The sequence below is a fragment of the Rhodanobacter sp. BL-MT-08 genome (genome assembly GCF_054161255.1).
The window spans coordinates 1,093,601-1,109,665 of record NZ_CP167872.1 but is presented as its reverse complement, the minus strand read 5'-3'; the positions used below and the strand labels follow the sequence as shown (position 1 = coordinate 1,109,665).

The following is a 16,065-nucleotide window of genomic DNA, read 5'->3' as shown; positions in this document are numbered from 1 at the left end:
ATCCTTCGCCGCGACCGATACGGTCGGCAAACCTCAAGTCTAGCCGGTTCGACAGCCGTCGCGCCCGCACAGGAAACATCCGATGACACTTCAGTTCAGCCTTGGCGCCGCCGCCCCCGAAGCCGTCGACACCGCCTGCGTTCTCGTGGGCGTGTATGAGCAAGGCATGCTGACCAGCGCCGCCGCGCGCGTGGACAGCGCGGCCGAGGGCATCATCAAACGCCAGGTGGAAAGCGGCGACATTACCGGCAAGGCCGGCTCGACCACGCTGCTGTTCGCACCCCACGGCGTCGCGGCCAAGCGCGTACTGGTGGTCGGCCTCGGCGCGCAGAAAACCTTCGACGCGGCACGCTATCAGAAAGTCTGCATCGAAGCGGCGCGTGCGCTGGGCAAGCTGCCGGTGGCCGACGCCGTGTCGTACCTCACCGAAGTCGACGTGCCGGGCCGCGACAGCGCCTGGCGTGTGCGCATGGCCGCGCTGACGACCGACCACGCCGCGTATCGCTACACCGCCACCTTCAAGCCGCGCGACAAGAGCAAGCAGGTGACGCTGGCCGGCGTGAGCTTTGCCGGCGGCGCCGACGCCCAGGCCGGTCTCGAGCAGGCGCGCGCGCTGGCCTCCGGCATCGAGTTCACCCGCGAGCTGGCCAACCTGCCGCCGAACATCTGCAATCCGGCGTACATCGCCGAACAGGCGCAGACGTTTGCCGACGGCCAGGGCGACAAGGTCAGCTGCCGTGTGCTCGACCACGTGGAAATGGAGCGGCTGGGCTTCGGCTCGCTGCTTGCCGTGGCCCGTGGTTCGGTCAACAAGCCCAAGCTGGTGGTGCTGGAATACAAAAACGGTACCGAAGGTGACAAGCCGTATGCCTTCGTCGGCAAGGGCGTCACCTTCGACACCGGCGGTATCAGCCTCAAGCCCGGCCCGGGCATGGAGGAAATGAAGTTCGACATGGGCGGCGCCGCGGCCGTGCTCGGCGCGTTTATCGCCGCGGTGAAGATGGAGCTGAAGGTCAACCTGGTCTGCGTGGTACCGACTGTGGAAAACATGCCCGACGGCGACGCGTACCGCCCCAGCGACGTGATCACCAGCCTGTCCGGCCTGACCATCGAAGTGCTCAACACCGATGCCGAGGGCCGCCTCATTCTTTGCGACGCGCTGACCTACACCGCGCAGACCTTCCAGCCGCACACCATCATCGACGCCGCCACGCTCACCGGTGCCTGCGTTGTCGCGCTGGGCAAGCACGCCAGCGGCCTGATGAGCAAGCACGACGACCTGGCCGCCGAACTGATGGCCGCCGGCGAAGCAACGCTCGACCGCGCCTGGCGCCTGCCGCTGTGGGACGACTATCAGGTCCAGCTCGATTCGGGCTTTGCCGATATCGCCAACATCGGCGGCAAGAGCGCCGGCGCGATCACCGCCGGCTGCTTCCTGTCTCGCTTCACCGAAGGCCAGCGCTGGGCGCATCTGGACATCGCCGGCACCGCGTGGGAAGAGGGCCGCAAGGGCCTGGCCACCGGCCGCCCGGTCGCGCTGCTGACGCAGTGGTTGATGGATCGGGTATGAAGAGCGGGGAACAGGGAACAGGGAACGCACAGCTCGCGGCGAGCGTGAGCCTTTGTGCACCCTCATCGCCTTTTTCCAGCATTTTGACTCTGCGACGATGCGGACGATCTCCGCATCGCGGATGTTCCCGATTCCCTGTTCCCCGTTGCCCGCTTAAATCCCGTGCCACGCGCTGATTTTTACTTGATCGACAAGCCGCGGTTCCGCGAGCAGCCGCTGCTGCTCGTGTGCGAGCTGACCAAGAAAGCCTTCGCGGCGCAGCAGCCGACGCTGATATTGACCCGCGACTTCGAGCAGGCCGAGGCGATCGACGAATTGCTGTGGGCGTTCGACGAGGACGTGTGGATTCCGCATCAGCTCGCCGGTGACGACGACGATGCGGACACGGCCGTGCTGATCGTGCCGCCGGGCATCGAGACGGCGGATCGGCCGCTGCTGATCAACCTGCGCGACAGCTGCGCCACCGGCCAGTTTCAGCGCGTTCTCGAAGTGGTCGCCGCCGATCCGGCCGAGCGCGACGGCTCGCGCGTACGCTGGCGTGACTACCAGACGATGGGTTTCGAGCTGAAAAAATTCGATATGTAAGTAGTAGCGACACGCTTAGCGCGCGTCGTCGGTCACCACTTCTGGACGGGCAATCACGCGTGCCAGCGCCTGCGCGAGCTGATCGCCGCTGAGCGGCTTGCGCAGAAAGCCGTCCATCCCGGCGGCCTGCGCGCGCATTTCGTCTTCGCTGCCCGAACGCGCGGTGACCGCCACGATCGGCAAACGCTGACCGTCGTGTTCGCGCTGGCGAATCAGCCGCGCGATTTGGAAACCGTCTACGCCCGGCAGATCCAGATCGAGCAGCACGGCATCGAAGTCGGCGTGCGCCAGCTCGGCCAGCGCGGCCAGACCGTTGGCCACGTGGAGAACCGTATGGCCCTGCTGTTCGAGCAGGCCGGATATCACGGCGGCGATGATGGTGTCGTCCTCCACCAGCAGCAGGCGATAGCTGCGAGGGCCGTTGGCGACGGCGGACGACGGCACGGCTGTCGCCGCTGGCTCGGAGAGCGGCAGGCGCACATGGAAGGTGCTGCCGTGGCCCATGCGCGATTCCAGTTCGATGCTGCCGCTCATCATCTCCACCAGCTCGCGGCAGATCGCCAGGCCCAGGCCGCTGCCGGCGCTGCGGTGCGGGCCCTCCTCCTGTTCGAAGCGCTGGAACAGGCGCGCCCGGCTCGCCTCGGGAATGCCCGGGCCGGTGTCGCTGATGCTGAAAACCAGCCCCTGCGCCGTGCGCTGCGCGCGCAGCGTGACGCTGCCGCGCTCGGTGAATTTCAACGCGTTGTTGGCCAGATTGAGCAGCACCTGCTTGATACGCACCGCATCGCCGATCAGGCGCACAGGCAGATCGTCCGCCACATCGAGCACGAAACGGATGCCCTTCATATGCGCGAGGCCCTGCTCGAGCTGGCTTACATCCTCCAGCAGCTGACGCGGATCGAACGGCGAAGGCTCGAGTTCCAGTCGCCCGGCCTCGATGCGGGCCAGGTCGAGCGCGTCGTTCAGCAGCTTCAGCAGCATGCCGCCCGACCGCTGCATTGCCTTGGTGTAGTCGTGCTGCTGCGGCGTCAGCGGTGTGGTCAGCATCAGTTCGGCCATGCCCATCACGCCGGTCATCGGCGTGCGGATCTCGTGGCTGAGCGTGGCAAGAAACTGCGTCTTCGCCGCGCTCGCCGCCTCGGCCAGCTGCCGCTGCTGCTCGATCATCTGCATGCGATGACGCTGCGCCAGGCGTCGGCGCCAGCCGCGCAGGATCAGGCCCGCGGTGATGAGGACCAGCAGCACGTAGGAGGCCCACGCCCACCAGCGATCCCACGGCGGCGCCTGCACCGAAATCCGCAGCGGTGTCGACAGGCTGCTCCACGCGCTGTTCTCGCCCGCGCCCTGCACCTGCAGCGTGTAATTGCCGGCGGGCAGTCCGGCGAAATCGCGCTCGCCCCGGCTGTCCACACTGACCCAGCCATTGTCGAAACCGCCAAGCTTGAACCGGTAGTGGTTGCCTTTGGGATTGATGAATGACGCTGCACGCACGTCCACGCGCAGGTCGCGATCGCGCCAGCCCAGCGCTATGGCGCCGCCCGTGAGCGGCAGCTCATAAACATCCCCGCCCCTGCGCACGCTGACGCGGGTCAAGCTCAGCGCCGGTGGCGTGGGCGCGTTACTCGCCGCGGTCAACTGCTCGGGCTGGAACATCAGCACGCCGGCACTGTTGGTCGCAAAGATGGTGCCGTCAGCGGCGATGGTCGCGCTGTTGAAGTCGGCATTGGAAAGACCCTGTGACGGACCGAACGATTGAAAGCGGCGGCTGCGTGCATCGAAGCGGAGCAGCCCGGGATTGGCGAGGAGCCAGAGACGCCCGAGGCGATCGACCTGCATGTCGACCAGATCCGAGACGAACGGCTCGTGCGTGAAATCGACGATATCGTCGCGCACGGCGCGGCCGTTGGCATAGCGATAATGCTCGATGGTGGAGGAAAAGAGCAGCCAGAATCCGGTGGCATCGAAGGCCGCGCTGCGCACAAGGTTTTGCGGTACGCCCGGCACGAAGACCAGCTTCTGGGCGGAAGCATCCCAGCGCATCAGCCCCCCGTGATTCACATACCAGAGGCTGCCGGCATGAAAACTGATTTGCTCCGGCAGCAAGCTATCGTCTGTCACCGACGGCGATGCGCCGGCTTCAAGACGCAATGGCGTGATCGCCAATGTCTCCGGATTCACCTTCACGATGCCGCCACCCCACGAACCGACATAGGGCGTGCCGTCCTCTGCCATGGCGATCAGCACAGGCCGCTGCATCGGCGAATCCCCCGCCGGCACCGCGATGAGCTTTCCGTGGTCGAACACGTGCAGTTCGCCGGAACTGACGATCCACAGTCGTCCACGCGGATCCTCCACCATCGCGATGATCTGGTTATGCATGTCGCGAATGACATGCGTGACGGTACCCGTGCCCACGTCGAGCTTGTCGATCCAGCCGTCGTTGCCCCCAACCCAGAGCAGACCGTCTCGTGCAAAAGCCACGGAAGTAGCAGAGATGCCACTGAGGCTGTTCGGATCATCCGGGATGTGAGTGAAGCGGGTAAAACCGTTCCACGATGGCGGCAGATACGCCATGCTGGACTGGTCAAAGGTAATCCACAGTCCGCCCTCCCTATCAAGCATGGTCTGCCAGATCTTGTTGCTCGGCAGTCCACCCGGCAGAAGCGGCTGGCCCGTGAGCGGCTGCAGCCGTCCGTCGCCCTCGTCCAGCAGCAGACCGCTGACCGTGGCGATCCACAGTCGGCACTGCGCATCGCGCGTGCTGCTCACAACACGCAGCGACGACAGCACCTGCGGTGCGAGAAAATGCGCCACCAGGTCATCGTGAACGATCAGCAGGCCGCCCTCCATCGCGATGCGCACCTCACGCTGCTGCGGATCAGCCAGGCCGCCTTCGATGCGCCAGATCTTGCCGGGGTCACCATGAAAGGTGGGATCCATGGCGATGCGGCGCAGCCGACCATCGGCGCTGCGCAGATACAGGCCTTTCGCGGTGCCGATCCATAGCCGTCCATCGGCTTCGGCCAGCAGCGCACGCGTTTCACCGAAGGACGCCGCGTGCGTGCCGTCACTATCCAGCGGCACGTGATCAAAGCCCTGGCCGTCCTTGCGCATGCGATCGAGCCCGTCGCCGGTCGCAATCCACAGCTGGCCGTCGGCTGTCTGGGTGATGCCCCACACTTCGTTGTCGGCAAGGCTCAAGGGCTTGGCGTCGTCGTGCGTCCACTGCCGGAAGCGCTCGGTCTGCTGATCGTAGACGATCAGGCCGGTCGAGATGCCGCCCGCCCACACCTTGTTGTCGCGGTCGACGTAGAGCGCGTAGCTCTGGTTGGCGGGTAATGAGCGCGGATCGTCCGGTGCGTTGCGAAACGCCTGAAAACTGACGCCGTCATAGCGCATCAAGCCGGCGGCCGAACCGAACCACATCAGTCCATGGCGATCCTGCGCCACCGCATAAACCGGACCGCGCAGCACGCCCTCGTCGACGCCATACCGGCGAAACTGCGGCGTCGCCAATGGCGTCGGACTGGAAGCGCTGTCGGTCGCCGCAGGGTTGATTGCGGGCAGGGTCGACACCGGCCCGGTCATGGCCGGCATACGCGTCATGGGAGCCATCGAAGCCTGGGGCGGCGTGTCGACCTGAGCCCTGCCGCTGGCAACGACGACGAGCAGAACAAGCGCAGAAACACCTTGTTGCAAACGCGATGCAGCCATGCACAAATCCCCCGATCCCTGCCTCATCATGCCAAAACTGGCACCCGGCCGCGAGCAACACTGAACGCGCCAGCGAAACAGTGCGTCCAGCGGCCGCCAGCTGGCGTGGCCAAACAAGATCAGCCAGACTCTCGTTCATGCCTCGAGCCCACCCATTCCACCGGTTGCTGTTATGCGCCGCACTGCTGTGGCTGCCGCTGGCCGCGAAATCCGCCGGCGCGCGCTATCACTATGACCCGGTGCACAGCCAGGTGCTTTTCAGCATCGACCACGACGGCTATTCGCGACCGATTGGACGCCTGCACATCGCCCAAGGCTGGCTTCAGTTCGATCCGAAAGACTGGAGCACGGCGGCCACCGAACTGGACATCGATCTGGCCAGCGTGGACATGGGGGACGCCGACTGGAATGCGGCCGTATGCAAACCGTCGCTGCTCGACTGCGCGCACGATCGCTATGCGCACTTTGTCAGCACCGGCGTGGAGCGCAAGGACGATCAGCACGGCGTGCTGCACGGCCAGCTCACGCTGCACGGCGTGACCCGGCCGATGGATTTGATGTTCACCTTCAACCGTCTCGCCACGACTATCTACGGCATGCACACCGTGGCCGGTTTTTCCGCCACCGCGTCGCTGCAGCGCGAGTCGTTCGGCATCAATGCCTTTGCCCATTCGATCGGTCACGACGTGGCGATCTGGATGGAGCTCGAAGCCATCCGTGGCGACGACGAAAAACCGACCAAGGACACACCATGAGTCTGCGCAACGACAATCGCCGCTGGGGTACGGTGGCGCGGTTTTTTCACTGGATCACGGCGCTGGCGATTATCGGCAACGGCATCTTCGGGCTGCTGATGGATCTGGCGCACGGCCCGATGCAGAAGATCAACTGGCTGGCGCTGCACAAGTCGATCGGACTCACCGTGCTCGCGCTGTTTCTGCTGCGCGTGCTGTGGCGGCTGATCGATCGCCGCCCGCCGGATGAGCCCGGCCCGCGCTGGCAGCAGATTTCGGCCCACGTTGTTCACGGCGTGCTGTACGTATTGATTGCGGCCATTCCGCTGAGCGGCTGGTGGTTCAATTCCGTCGCCGGCAAGCCGCTGCAGTGGTTCAAGCTGTTCAACCTGCCGTCGCTGGCGGCCAAGAATGACAGCATCGCCGACGCCGTGTTCGCCGTCCACGAGTACCTGTTCTGGTTTCTGGTGGCGGTGCTGGTCGTACACGTCGGCGCCGCGCTGAAGCACCACGTGTTCGACAAGGACAACGTGCTGCGCCGGATGATGCCTTTCGGCAGTCCGCGTCCGTAATGATCGCGTTACCGACCGAATCATGTTCCCCAGGAGAGTCTCGATGAAAGCCTTTTATTCCGCCCTGCTCGTACTCGCTCTGACCGCACCAGCCGTCGCAGCTGCCGCCGATTACACAGTGCAGCCGGCTACCAGCACGCTGGGTTTTGCCGGCACGTTCCAGGGCGCCGGCTTCAGCGGCACATTCGGCAAGTGGACCGCCGCCATCAGCTACGACGCGGCGCACCTCAACACGTCGAAGTTCGACGTGACCGTCGATCTGGCCAGCGCGAAAACCGGTGACAAGGATCGCGACACCGCGCTGCCCGGCGCCGATTTTTTCAACGTCGCGAAATTCCCGCAGGCGCACTTCGTCACCACCGGCTTTCGTCAGGTAGGCGCGCAGGTGCTGGCCGACGGTAATCTGACGCTCCACGGCGTGACCAAGCCGGTGACCCTCAACGTGAGTTTCAAGCCACAGGGCGCGGGCGCGGTGCTGGATGTCGCCGGCTCGCTCAAGCGGCTGGATTTTGGCGTCGGCGGGGGCGATTACGCCGATACGTCGGTGATTGCGGCGGACGTCAAGGTCACGGCGCATCTGCAGCTCGTCGCCAAGTAATCCGCGCCGGGTGGCCGCCTAATCGATGCCCGCGATAAACGCACGCACCGCGGCGGCATCGAAAGGCCAGTCCAGCTCGCGGCCGTCGCGATCGTCGCGCAACACCGGCACGCGAATGCCGTAACGCTGCACCAGATCGGCCGAGTCATCCACCCACAGGCTCTCGAAATCCGGCGCGCGCGCCTCGGCCAGCACGGCCAATGCCTGATCGCACAGGTGGCAGTAATCGCGCTGGTAAAGGATCAGATCGGACATGCGGCTGCGAATGGCTGGAGGCGACGCGTAGAATAGCCGGTCATCTTCTTCGATCAGCAGTAGCGCCATGGCCGTCAGCGTCTTCGACCTTTTCAAGATCGGCATCGGGCCGTCCTCCTCGCACACCGTCGGACCCATGCGCGCGGCCGCGCGCTTCGCCGAGCGCTGGCTGGACGGGAACGGCGTGCTGGATCGCGTCACGCGCGTGCGTGGTGAGCTGTTCGGCTCGCTGGCCATGACCGGCCGCGGCCACGGCACCGACAAGGCCGTGCTGCTTGGCCTGGAGGGCGAGCATCCTGACAGCGTCGATCCGGACCGCATCCCCGCCGTGCTCGAACGCATCCGCGGCACGCAGCAGCTACTGCTGCTCGGCAAGAAGATGATCGCGTTCGAGGAGAAGCGCGACCTGGTGTTCAACAAGCGCCAGAAGCTGCCGTTCCACACCAATGGCATGCGCTTTTCCGCGTACGACGCCGACGACAACGAGCTGGCCAGCCGCGACTACTACTCGGTCGGCGGCGGCTTCGTGGTCAACACCGACGAGGCCGCGGACGACCGCATCGTCGCCGACACCACCGAACAGCCCTACCCGTTTTCCACCGGCAACCAGATGCTGGCGCTGTGCAAAAAGCACAACCTCAGCATCGCCCAGCTGACCATGGCCAACGAAAAGGTCTGGCGCAGCGAAGAAGAAATCCGCGCCGGCCTGATGACCATCTGGAAGGCCATGCAGGACTGCGTCGCGCGCGGCCTGCGTTCGCCCGGCGTGCTGCCGGGCGGGCTGAAAGTCTCGCGCCGCGCACCCGCCATGGCGACCGAACTGCGCAATCAGCCCGAGGCCGCACTGCGCGATCCGCTGACGATACTCGACTGGGTCAATCTGTACGCGCTCGCCGTCAACGAAGAGAACGCCGCCGGTGGCCGCGTCGTCACCGCGCCGACCAACGGCGCCGCCGGCATCGTGCCGGCCGTGCTGCACTACTACGAGCGCTTCTGCCCGAAAGCGAACGACGACGGCGTGATCGAGTTTCTGCTCACCGCCGCAGCGATCGGCATTCTGTACAAGGAAAACGCCTCGATCTCCGGCGCCGAAGTCGGCTGCCAGGGCGAGGTCGGCGTGGCCTGCTCGATGGCCGCCGCCGGCCTCACCGCCGCGCTCGGCGGCAACGTGCTGCAGGTCGAAAGCGCAGCCGAGATCGGCATGGAGCACAACCTCGGACTCACCTGTGATCCGATCGGCGGCCTCGTGCAAATTCCCTGCATCGAGCGCAACGCCATGGGCTCGGTCAAGGCGATCAACGCCAGCCGCATGGCCCTTCGCAGCGACGGCAAACACCATGTGTCACTCGACAAGGTGATCAAGACCATGCGCGACACCGGCCGCGACATGAAGGACAAATACAAAGAGACATCGCGCGGTGGGCTGGCCGTCAACGTGATCGAGTGCTGAGGCGCGAGGCTGGCACTGCCATTTCACCGTCCGCCGGTTCACGGCTCGCTCTCGCCCGTATCGACATGCGCTTCAACGCATGTCGATCCAGCCTCGACCTCGCGCAGCGGGCTGGTCGCCAGCGTGATGGAGTGTTGAGCGACGCACGTCTTTTAAAGACTCAAAGACGCGCGCGCTCGGAGACCCATCTGCCGAACACCCAGGGACGTGACTGGCACGGCGGCCGTTACATGTGGCGCATTGACAATAACAAGGATGATATAGTCATGGCATGGCAGCTGAGCTATTACAACGCGAAGGTGGCGGCCCAGGTGGAAACGTGGCCTGTCGGCATCCGTGCCTCATTTCTGCGAATCGTCGAGCTGATGCAGGTGCACGGCCCGGATATCGGCATGCCGCATACGAAAGCGATGGGCGCGGGCCTGTTTGAAGTACGCACGAGAGGGCGCGAAGGCATTGGCAGGGCGTTTTATTGCACGCGCATCGGCGAGCGTATCGTGATTCTCCACGTCATCATAAAGAAAACAGATAAGACCCCCGCGCGTGAGCTGGCCAAGGCTCGTGCCCGGCAAAAGGAGGTTCAGCCATGACCCGTGAACGTTACAGCCCTGTTCCCTTGAATCCAGCCACCACCGGCAAGCGCTGGTCCAAAGACCCTGCGTTTGCCACGGCTTACGCTGCTTTGGCCGACGAGTTCGCCACGTTGGGCGAACTGGTGCGGGCACGTCAGCTTGCCGAGATGACCCAGGCGGATGTCGCCGCAAGCATGGGTATTGCACAGGCCTCCGTGGCACGGCTTGAATCCAGCGCCGGCAGTCGCAAACATGCGCCGTCGATGGCAACGCTGCGTCGCTACGCCGACGCGGTGGGCTGCGTACTGCGCATTACGCTTGCGCCAAAACCCAAGGCAGCTCGGCGGTCGGCCACGCGCTGAGCTTAAAGGAACGGTGAGAGAGTCCACGGTCAGGCAGTGCCGCCTTCTCACAGCGTCAGCGCGTCCTGGCCGACGAACTCTTCGCCAACTCGGTGATCAGCTCGCGAACCAGCTTGCGTTTTTCATCGGACAGGCGAAGGTAGTCTTCGAAAGCCAATCGATCGTGGCCGCCGACGTGATCCGGCCAGGCGGTGTTCACATCGCGGACCCCCTTCGACCGATGGATTGGGTACTCCAGCTCATGCGGCTCCATGCCCAGAATCTTGGCGAGCGCCTCCATATGTGCCGGCCTGGGACGATGCTTGCCGTTGAGCCATCCTGATACCGCCTGCTGCGACACGCTCTCCCCCTGCAACTCGAGAAGCCTTGCCAGTTCTGCGGCGCTGGCTTCAATTCGCTCATGCTTTAACGCTGCCCTGAGGCGGTCGGCGAAGGCTGTCTTGTCGATCTTCATGGTCTGGGACCATAGGCGTCGCTCTGCCCTGCAAATGAAAGTTTTTCATTATATAGATTGAAAATTTTTCTTTCATCGACGATTGAACCTCATCCCGGTCGTCGTCATGCCCAAGTCTCTGCTCGAACAACTTCCGGAGATCGTCGCGCGCGGGCGCCAGCAGGCCGAAAAGATTCTGGAGAGCCTGGAAGGCCGCCACCGGGTCAGCCTGCAGACGCGCGAATGGGTGCTGCCCTCGAAGGACACGCGCGACAGCGACTGGATCAACAATGCGAGTCGGCAGGTGCATCTGGGTGATGCGGGTAGTGCCGAGTGGACCAATCGACTGATCTACGGCGACAACCTGCTGGCAATGGCCGCGCTGCTGGCCGGCGACGAACACACACCGAGCCTCCGAGGAAAGGTTGATCTGATCTATATCGATCCGCCGTTCGACTCCAAGGCGGACTACCGCACCAAGGTCACGCTGCCCGGCGTGGAGTTGGAGCAGCGCCCGACGGTGATCGAGCAGTTTGCTTATTCGGATACGTGGTCGGATGGTACGGCGTCGTATCTGGCGATGATCACGCCGCGGTTGGTTTTGATGCGGGAGCTATTGAGCGACAGCGGATCGATGTATGCGCATCTGGATTGGCATGTAGGGCATTACGTGAAAGTGGTGATGGATGAAATCTTCGGCAAGGATTTCTTCACCAACGAAATTGTGTGGCAACGCACCGGCGCCCATAACGATTCCAACAGATTTGGCAACATCCACGACATCATATTTTTCTACGGCAAAACCAATTCTCGCCCATTTTTTCAGACACACACTCCCTACGATGAAGAATACATACAAGAGCGCTTCAGAAATGCGGAAGAAGGAACAGGTCGACGCTATTGGCTCAATACCGCCACTGCCGCCGGACCTGGGCCTGCCCGCCTCTTCAATGGAGAGCTCAGAACCCCTCCACCGGGAACTCATTGGCGCTACAGCCAAGAAACCATTGATGACCTAATCGGCACAGGAAAGATCGTCTTTTCCAAAACTGGAATGCCCTACGTCAAGCAATATCTCGACGAAAGTCCCGGAAGACCTGTCCAGTCGGTGTGGACAGATATAAAAATGACGAAGTCCGGTGCAGAGAGGTTGAACTACGCGACACAAAAGCCTGAGGCTCTGTTGGAGCGAATCATTCGCAGTTCATGCCCAGAAGATGGCCTCGTCGCAGACTTCAACGGTGGCTCCGGCACAACGGCTGCCGTCGCCGAAAAGCTGGGCCGGCGCTGGGTCACCACCGACCTCGGCAAGCCGGCCTGCATGATCATGCGCAAGCGGTTGATCGATCAGGGCGCGAAACCATTTCTGTATCAGGCTATCGGCGATTACCAGGTCGAAGCCGCGAAGAGCGCGATGGGCCGCAGCTTTCGCGTCGGCGATCTGTCGGGCATCGTGCTGTCGCTCTACGGCGCGCTGCCGCTGCAGCCGGAAGACAATCCGCTGCGCAATCTCGGCGCCGTGGTCTACGCTGGCAAGAAGACCCTGGTGCTGGTGGATTCGCCGAACAAGCTCACCGGCGACGCCACGCTGCGCAAGGCCATTGCACAACGTGACAACCTGCTCGGCGGCTGGGACCGTGTGGTCGTGCTGGGCTGGAATTTCGAGCCATCGATCGGCCAGAGCATCACCGCGCTGAACGACGCACGGCTTGAGGTGCTGGTGATTCCGCCTGACCTGCTCGATCGCCTGCGCAAAAAGGGCGGCATTGAAAAGTTGCGCGGCCAGGTACGTTTCTCCAGCCTGTAGTACCTCACCGTCAAACCTATCCGTCGCCAGCGCAACGGCGATGGCGAGCAGGTGCAGGTGACGCTGGACAATTACGTGCTGCTCTCGCCCGAGGCGATCAACCTCGACGAGGACAATCGCAAAAAGCTGCTCGAGGTGATGAATGTCGAGCCGCTGGCACTGATCGAGTACTGGGCCGTCGACCCCGACTATGACGGCGAGGTCTTCCGCTCCGTCTGGCAGGACTACCGCGGCAATACCGCCAATGACGACGACCCGTTGCGTGTGGTGAGCGAGGCTAGTTTCTCTGTACCGCACAAAGTTGGCAGCCGCCGCATCTGCGTGCGCGTCGTGGATGTATTCGGCTTCGAGGCTGAGGTGATACAGGTTGTGGCGGAGTCCATGGCATGACCGCCGCCCCGAACGACCATCCGATGGCATTGGCTGAAGCGCTGAGCCGACGCACCGAGCAGCTTTGTGTGGGCCTGGAACAGGGCATCGCCGATTTGTATGACCTGGTAACGCCGGTCACTGCGGAACTGCTGCGCTGGTGGTTTGGCGAGGAAGCGTGCGCATCGCGCGTCTTCAATTTTCACGCGGGTCAGCGCCAGGCCATTCTCAACGTGATCGTGGCGCACGAGGTGCTGGCCAGCCCGAATCTGGGCGACCTGTACCGGCAGGTTTGCGCGAATGCACTGCTGGAAGGCACTCGCCTTACCGATCTGGCGCAGGACAAGCACGGCCATCCGAAATACTGTCTCAAGATGGCAACGGGTACGGGCAAGACCTGGGTGCTGCAGGCGCTGCTGGTCTGGCAGCTATTGAACAAAACAGCGGCGTTGGACGAAGGCCGCGACGATCCCCGCTTCACCCGGCGCTTTCTGATCGTGGCTCCGGGCCTGATCGTTTACGAGCGCCTGATCGAAGCCTTTCTTGGCAAGGAGCGCGAGGACAAGAGCCGTGACTTTGCCAGCTCCGACATCGCCAGCTACGCCGAGCTGTTTGCACCGCCGGCGAGGCGTGAGCGAATTGCGCAATTCGTGCGAAACAATGTGTGCACCAAGACCGAGATCGGCCTCAAAGCCACCGGCAACGGCATGATCGCCATCACCAACTGGCACCTGCTTAGCGAGGCGGAAGAGGAAAGCGAGCTTGAGGAATCCGAGTGGATAACTGCGCCAGGCATGGTTGCCGATGCCGCCGCCGTCGCTTACAGCGTATTGCCGCTGACGCCCGGCCGCGCCACCGGCAACAGCCTGGACGTGCTCGATCGCCGCTGGGCGCGCGGCAATGTGTTGAGCTATCTCGCCGACCTGCCCGACCTGATGGTGTTCAACGACGAGGCGCACCACATCCATGAGCTGAAAAAAGAAGGCGAAACCACCGAGGTCGAATGGCAGAAAAGCCTGTCGATCATCGCCGCCGGCAAGGGCCGACGCTTTGTGCAGATGGATTTTTCCGCCACGCCATATAACGACGTTGGTGGCGGAAGGAACCGACGCAAGGTCTACTTTCCGCATATTGTGGTCGACTTCGACCTGAAGCAGGCGATGCGGCTTGGCCTGGTGAAGTCGCTGGTGCTGGACAAACGCAAGGAGCTCGGCGCGCTGCCGCTGGAGTTCAAGGCCGAGCGCGACGAGGACGGCAATGTGCGCCTCTCCGAAGGACAGTGCGTGATGCTGCGCGCCGGCCTGCAAAAGCTGCGCAAGCTGGAGCTGGATTTTGCCCGTGTCGATGCTTTACGCCATCCGAAGATGCTGGTGGTCTGCGAAGACACCACGGTGTCGCCGCTGGTCGAACAGTTTCTTCGCGACGAAGGCCTGCACGAAGACGACATATTGACGGTTGACTCGGGCAAGAAGGCAGAGCTCGGCGAAAAGCAGTGGGCGCCGCTACGCCAGAAGCTTTTCAATGTCGACAGGCTTGACAAGCCCAGGGTTATCGTCAGCGTGCTGATGTTGCGCGAGGGCTTCGACGTCAACAACATCTGCGTCATCGTGCCGCTGCGTTCCAGTCAGGCGCAGATCCTGCTGGAGCAAACCATCGGTCGTGGGCTGCGTTTGATGTGGCGCGATCCCGAATACGCCGACATCAAGCGCGAGAACCGCGAACGTATCAATCACGGCGAGGAGCCTGGCAGCTTGATCGATATCCTGTCGATCGTCGAGCATCCGGCATTCCAGAGCTTTTACGACGAACTGATGGCTGAAGGCCTGGTAGGCACGACCGGTGACGATGACGAAGGCAGCAGCACGGGTGACCTGATTGCGTCCGAGTTGCGAGAGGGATTCGAACGCTATGATTTCGCCATTCCCTTCATCATGCGCGAAGTCGACGACACCATCGAACACCTGCCGATCGATGTGCTGGCTCTATCGCCCTTCACGGCGATGAGTCGCACCAAGCTGAGTGAACTGCTTGGCAAGGGCGACACGTTCACTTCGCAGGATCTGCAAAGCAGCACGCTGTTCGGCGACTATCGCGTCGATGGCGCCGCCATGAACGTCAGCGGCTACAACGAGCTGTTGTCGCGGCTCACCCGGCGGGTGAGCCAAGCGCTGAATCAGCCGCTACCCAGAGGCAACAAGATCGCGCAGCATCTGGATTTGCCGTACCTGCAGTTGAATACCGCTGCACTGGCTACCGCGCTGGATGACTACATTCGCGAACGGCTGTTCGGCGAAACATTCGAACCGTTCGAGAACGAAGGCTGGCGGTTGCTTCTTCTACAGCCGGTGATCGAACACGTTGTACGCATCTTCGGCCTTGCGCTGGTACGCGCGGAAGAACGATCGACCACGGGCCTCACCGACGTTCGCCATCGATGGTTGTCCGAGGTCAGTAAGCTGATGGTGCGAGAAAGCGCATCGATCGAAGTGAGCAAGTGCATCTATGAACGGCTGCCCTTCCCTACCCGCAGCGGTGGACTGGAGCGCGCGTTCGTCGAATGGGCTCAGGCCGATGCCGGTGTCGAGGCGTTTTGCAAGATCAGCGAAAACCGGCACGACTTTGTACGACTGCGCTATGTGAAGGACGATGGCTTGCCGGCATTTTATTTTCCCGACTTTCTGGTGCGTACGGCTGAGGCCATCTATCTGGTCGAAACCAAGGCGCAGCAGCAGGTCAACAATGCCAACGTGCAGCGCAAGCTGAAAGCTGCCGTCACCTGGTGCGAGCGCATCAATGCGCTTGACGGGAGCGAACGCGACGAGCGCGAGTGGGGCTATGCGCTTGTCGGCGAATCGCTGTTTTATGACTGGCGTGACAAAGGCGCCAGGCTGGATGAATTGCTGGCCTTTTCCCGAGCGCGTGTAACGCCCACTGCACGGTCACAAACCGGGCTTTTGCTGGATGACGGCGCCTGACCAGGTTGCAGTCAACCAAGCACGACTCCATTCAACGTATCAACTCCCTTGCGTGGAGCGATGCGACCT

14 protein-coding genes are annotated in these 16,065 nt (G+C 63.0%); 11 read left to right on the top strand and 3 right to left on the bottom strand.

Features of this window, described 5'->3' with window-relative positions; translation table 11 throughout:
- The first annotated feature begins 82 nt into the window (after positions 1-82).
- The gene (locus ACDK93_RS04615) at positions 83-1,570 is read left to right on the top strand and encodes a leucyl aminopeptidase (RefSeq protein WP_458071418.1); all 1,488 of its coding nucleotides are present in this window, start codon (positions 83-85) and stop codon (positions 1,568-1,570) included.
- 162 nt (positions 1,571-1,732) lie between these two features.
- Entirely contained in the window at positions 1,733-2,155 is a 423-nt protein-coding gene (locus ACDK93_RS04610) for a DNA polymerase III subunit chi (RefSeq protein WP_458071416.1), read from the top strand.
- A 15-nt stretch (positions 2,156-2,170) separates the two neighbouring features.
- Here ACDK93_RS04610 and ACDK93_RS04605 read toward each other — a convergent pair whose 3' ends face one another.
- Positions 2,171-5,761, bottom strand: a complete 3,591-nt coding sequence (locus tag ACDK93_RS04605; protein ID WP_458071415.1) for an ATP-binding protein — start codon at positions 5,759-5,761, stop codon at positions 2,171-2,173.
- Positions 5,762-6,006: 245 nt separating this feature from the next.
- Here ACDK93_RS04605 and ACDK93_RS04600 point away from each other — a divergent pair, with 245 nt between their 5' ends.
- From ACDK93_RS04600 to ACDK93_RS04590, 3 genes are read left to right on the top strand one after another with little or no spacing between them, the layout of a single operon-like run.
- The gene (locus tag ACDK93_RS04600; protein ID WP_458071414.1) at positions 6,007-6,624 is read left to right on the top strand and encodes a YceI family protein; all 618 of its coding nucleotides are present in this window, start codon (positions 6,007-6,009) and stop codon (positions 6,622-6,624) included.
- The gene (locus tag ACDK93_RS04595) at positions 6,621-7,175 is read left to right on the top strand and encodes a cytochrome b (protein WP_458071413.1); all 555 of its coding nucleotides are present in this window, start codon (positions 6,621-6,623) and stop codon (positions 7,173-7,175) included. The genes ACDK93_RS04600 and ACDK93_RS04595 overlap by 4 nt, the downstream gene beginning before the upstream one ends.
- A gap of 43 nt (positions 7,176-7,218) precedes the next feature.
- Positions 7,219-7,773, top strand: coding sequence for a YceI family protein (locus tag ACDK93_RS04590; protein ID WP_458071412.1), 555 nt, complete (start codon positions 7,219-7,221; stop codon positions 7,771-7,773).
- An 18-nt stretch (positions 7,774-7,791) separates the two neighbouring features.
- Here ACDK93_RS04590 and ACDK93_RS04585 read toward each other — a convergent pair whose 3' ends face one another.
- Positions 7,792-8,028, bottom strand: coding sequence for a glutaredoxin family protein (locus ACDK93_RS04585; protein ID WP_458072341.1), 237 nt, complete (start codon positions 8,026-8,028; stop codon positions 7,792-7,794).
- A 67-nt stretch (positions 8,029-8,095) separates the two neighbouring features.
- On the opposite strand from ACDK93_RS04585, the gene ACDK93_RS04580 reads away from it, so the two are divergent.
- The 3 genes from ACDK93_RS04580 (at position 8,096) to ACDK93_RS04570 (ending at position 10,412) form a co-directional block, all read left to right on the top strand.
- A complete protein-coding gene (locus ACDK93_RS04580) occupies positions 8,096-9,478 on the top strand; it encodes an L-serine ammonia-lyase (protein WP_458071411.1) in 1,383 nt (460 codons plus the stop codon).
- A 65-nt stretch (positions 9,479-9,543) separates the two neighbouring features.
- Complete coding sequence (locus tag ACDK93_RS04575) at positions 9,544-10,068, top strand: type II toxin-antitoxin system RelE/ParE family toxin (RefSeq protein ID WP_458071410.1); 525 nt, start codon at positions 9,544-9,546, stop codon at positions 10,066-10,068.
- Complete coding sequence (locus tag ACDK93_RS04570) at positions 10,065-10,412, top strand: helix-turn-helix transcriptional regulator (RefSeq protein ID WP_458071409.1); 348 nt, start codon at positions 10,065-10,067, stop codon at positions 10,410-10,412. The genes ACDK93_RS04575 and ACDK93_RS04570 overlap by 4 nt, the downstream gene beginning before the upstream one ends.
- Before the next feature lie 55 nt (positions 10,413-10,467).
- Here ACDK93_RS04570 and ACDK93_RS04565 read toward each other — a convergent pair whose 3' ends face one another.
- Positions 10,468-10,866: a helix-turn-helix domain-containing protein gene (locus ACDK93_RS04565; RefSeq protein ID WP_458071408.1), complete on the bottom strand. Its 399-nt coding sequence runs from the start codon at positions 10,864-10,866 to the stop codon at positions 10,468-10,470.
- A gap of 106 nt (positions 10,867-10,972) precedes the next feature.
- Between ACDK93_RS04565 and ACDK93_RS04560 the strand changes: the two genes are divergently transcribed.
- Genes ACDK93_RS04560 through ACDK93_RS04550 form a run of 3 tightly spaced genes read left to right on the top strand, consistent with a single transcriptional unit; the run spans position 10,973 to position 15,996 of the window.
- Positions 10,973-12,652 (top strand): site-specific DNA-methyltransferase, encoded by a 1,680-nt coding sequence (locus ACDK93_RS04560; protein ID WP_458071407.1) that lies wholly within the window; start codon positions 10,973-10,975, stop codon positions 12,650-12,652.
- A gap of 51 nt (positions 12,653-12,703) precedes the next feature.
- The gene (locus ACDK93_RS04555; RefSeq protein ID WP_458071406.1) at positions 12,704-13,042 is read left to right on the top strand and encodes a hypothetical protein; all 339 of its coding nucleotides are present in this window, start codon (positions 12,704-12,706) and stop codon (positions 13,040-13,042) included.
- On the top strand, positions 13,039-15,996 hold the full coding sequence (locus tag ACDK93_RS04550) for a DEAD/DEAH box helicase family protein (RefSeq protein ID WP_458071405.1): 2,958 nt from the start codon (positions 13,039-13,041) through the stop codon (positions 15,994-15,996). The genes ACDK93_RS04555 and ACDK93_RS04550 overlap by 4 nt, the downstream gene beginning before the upstream one ends.
- Positions 15,997-16,065 lie beyond the last annotated feature (69 nt).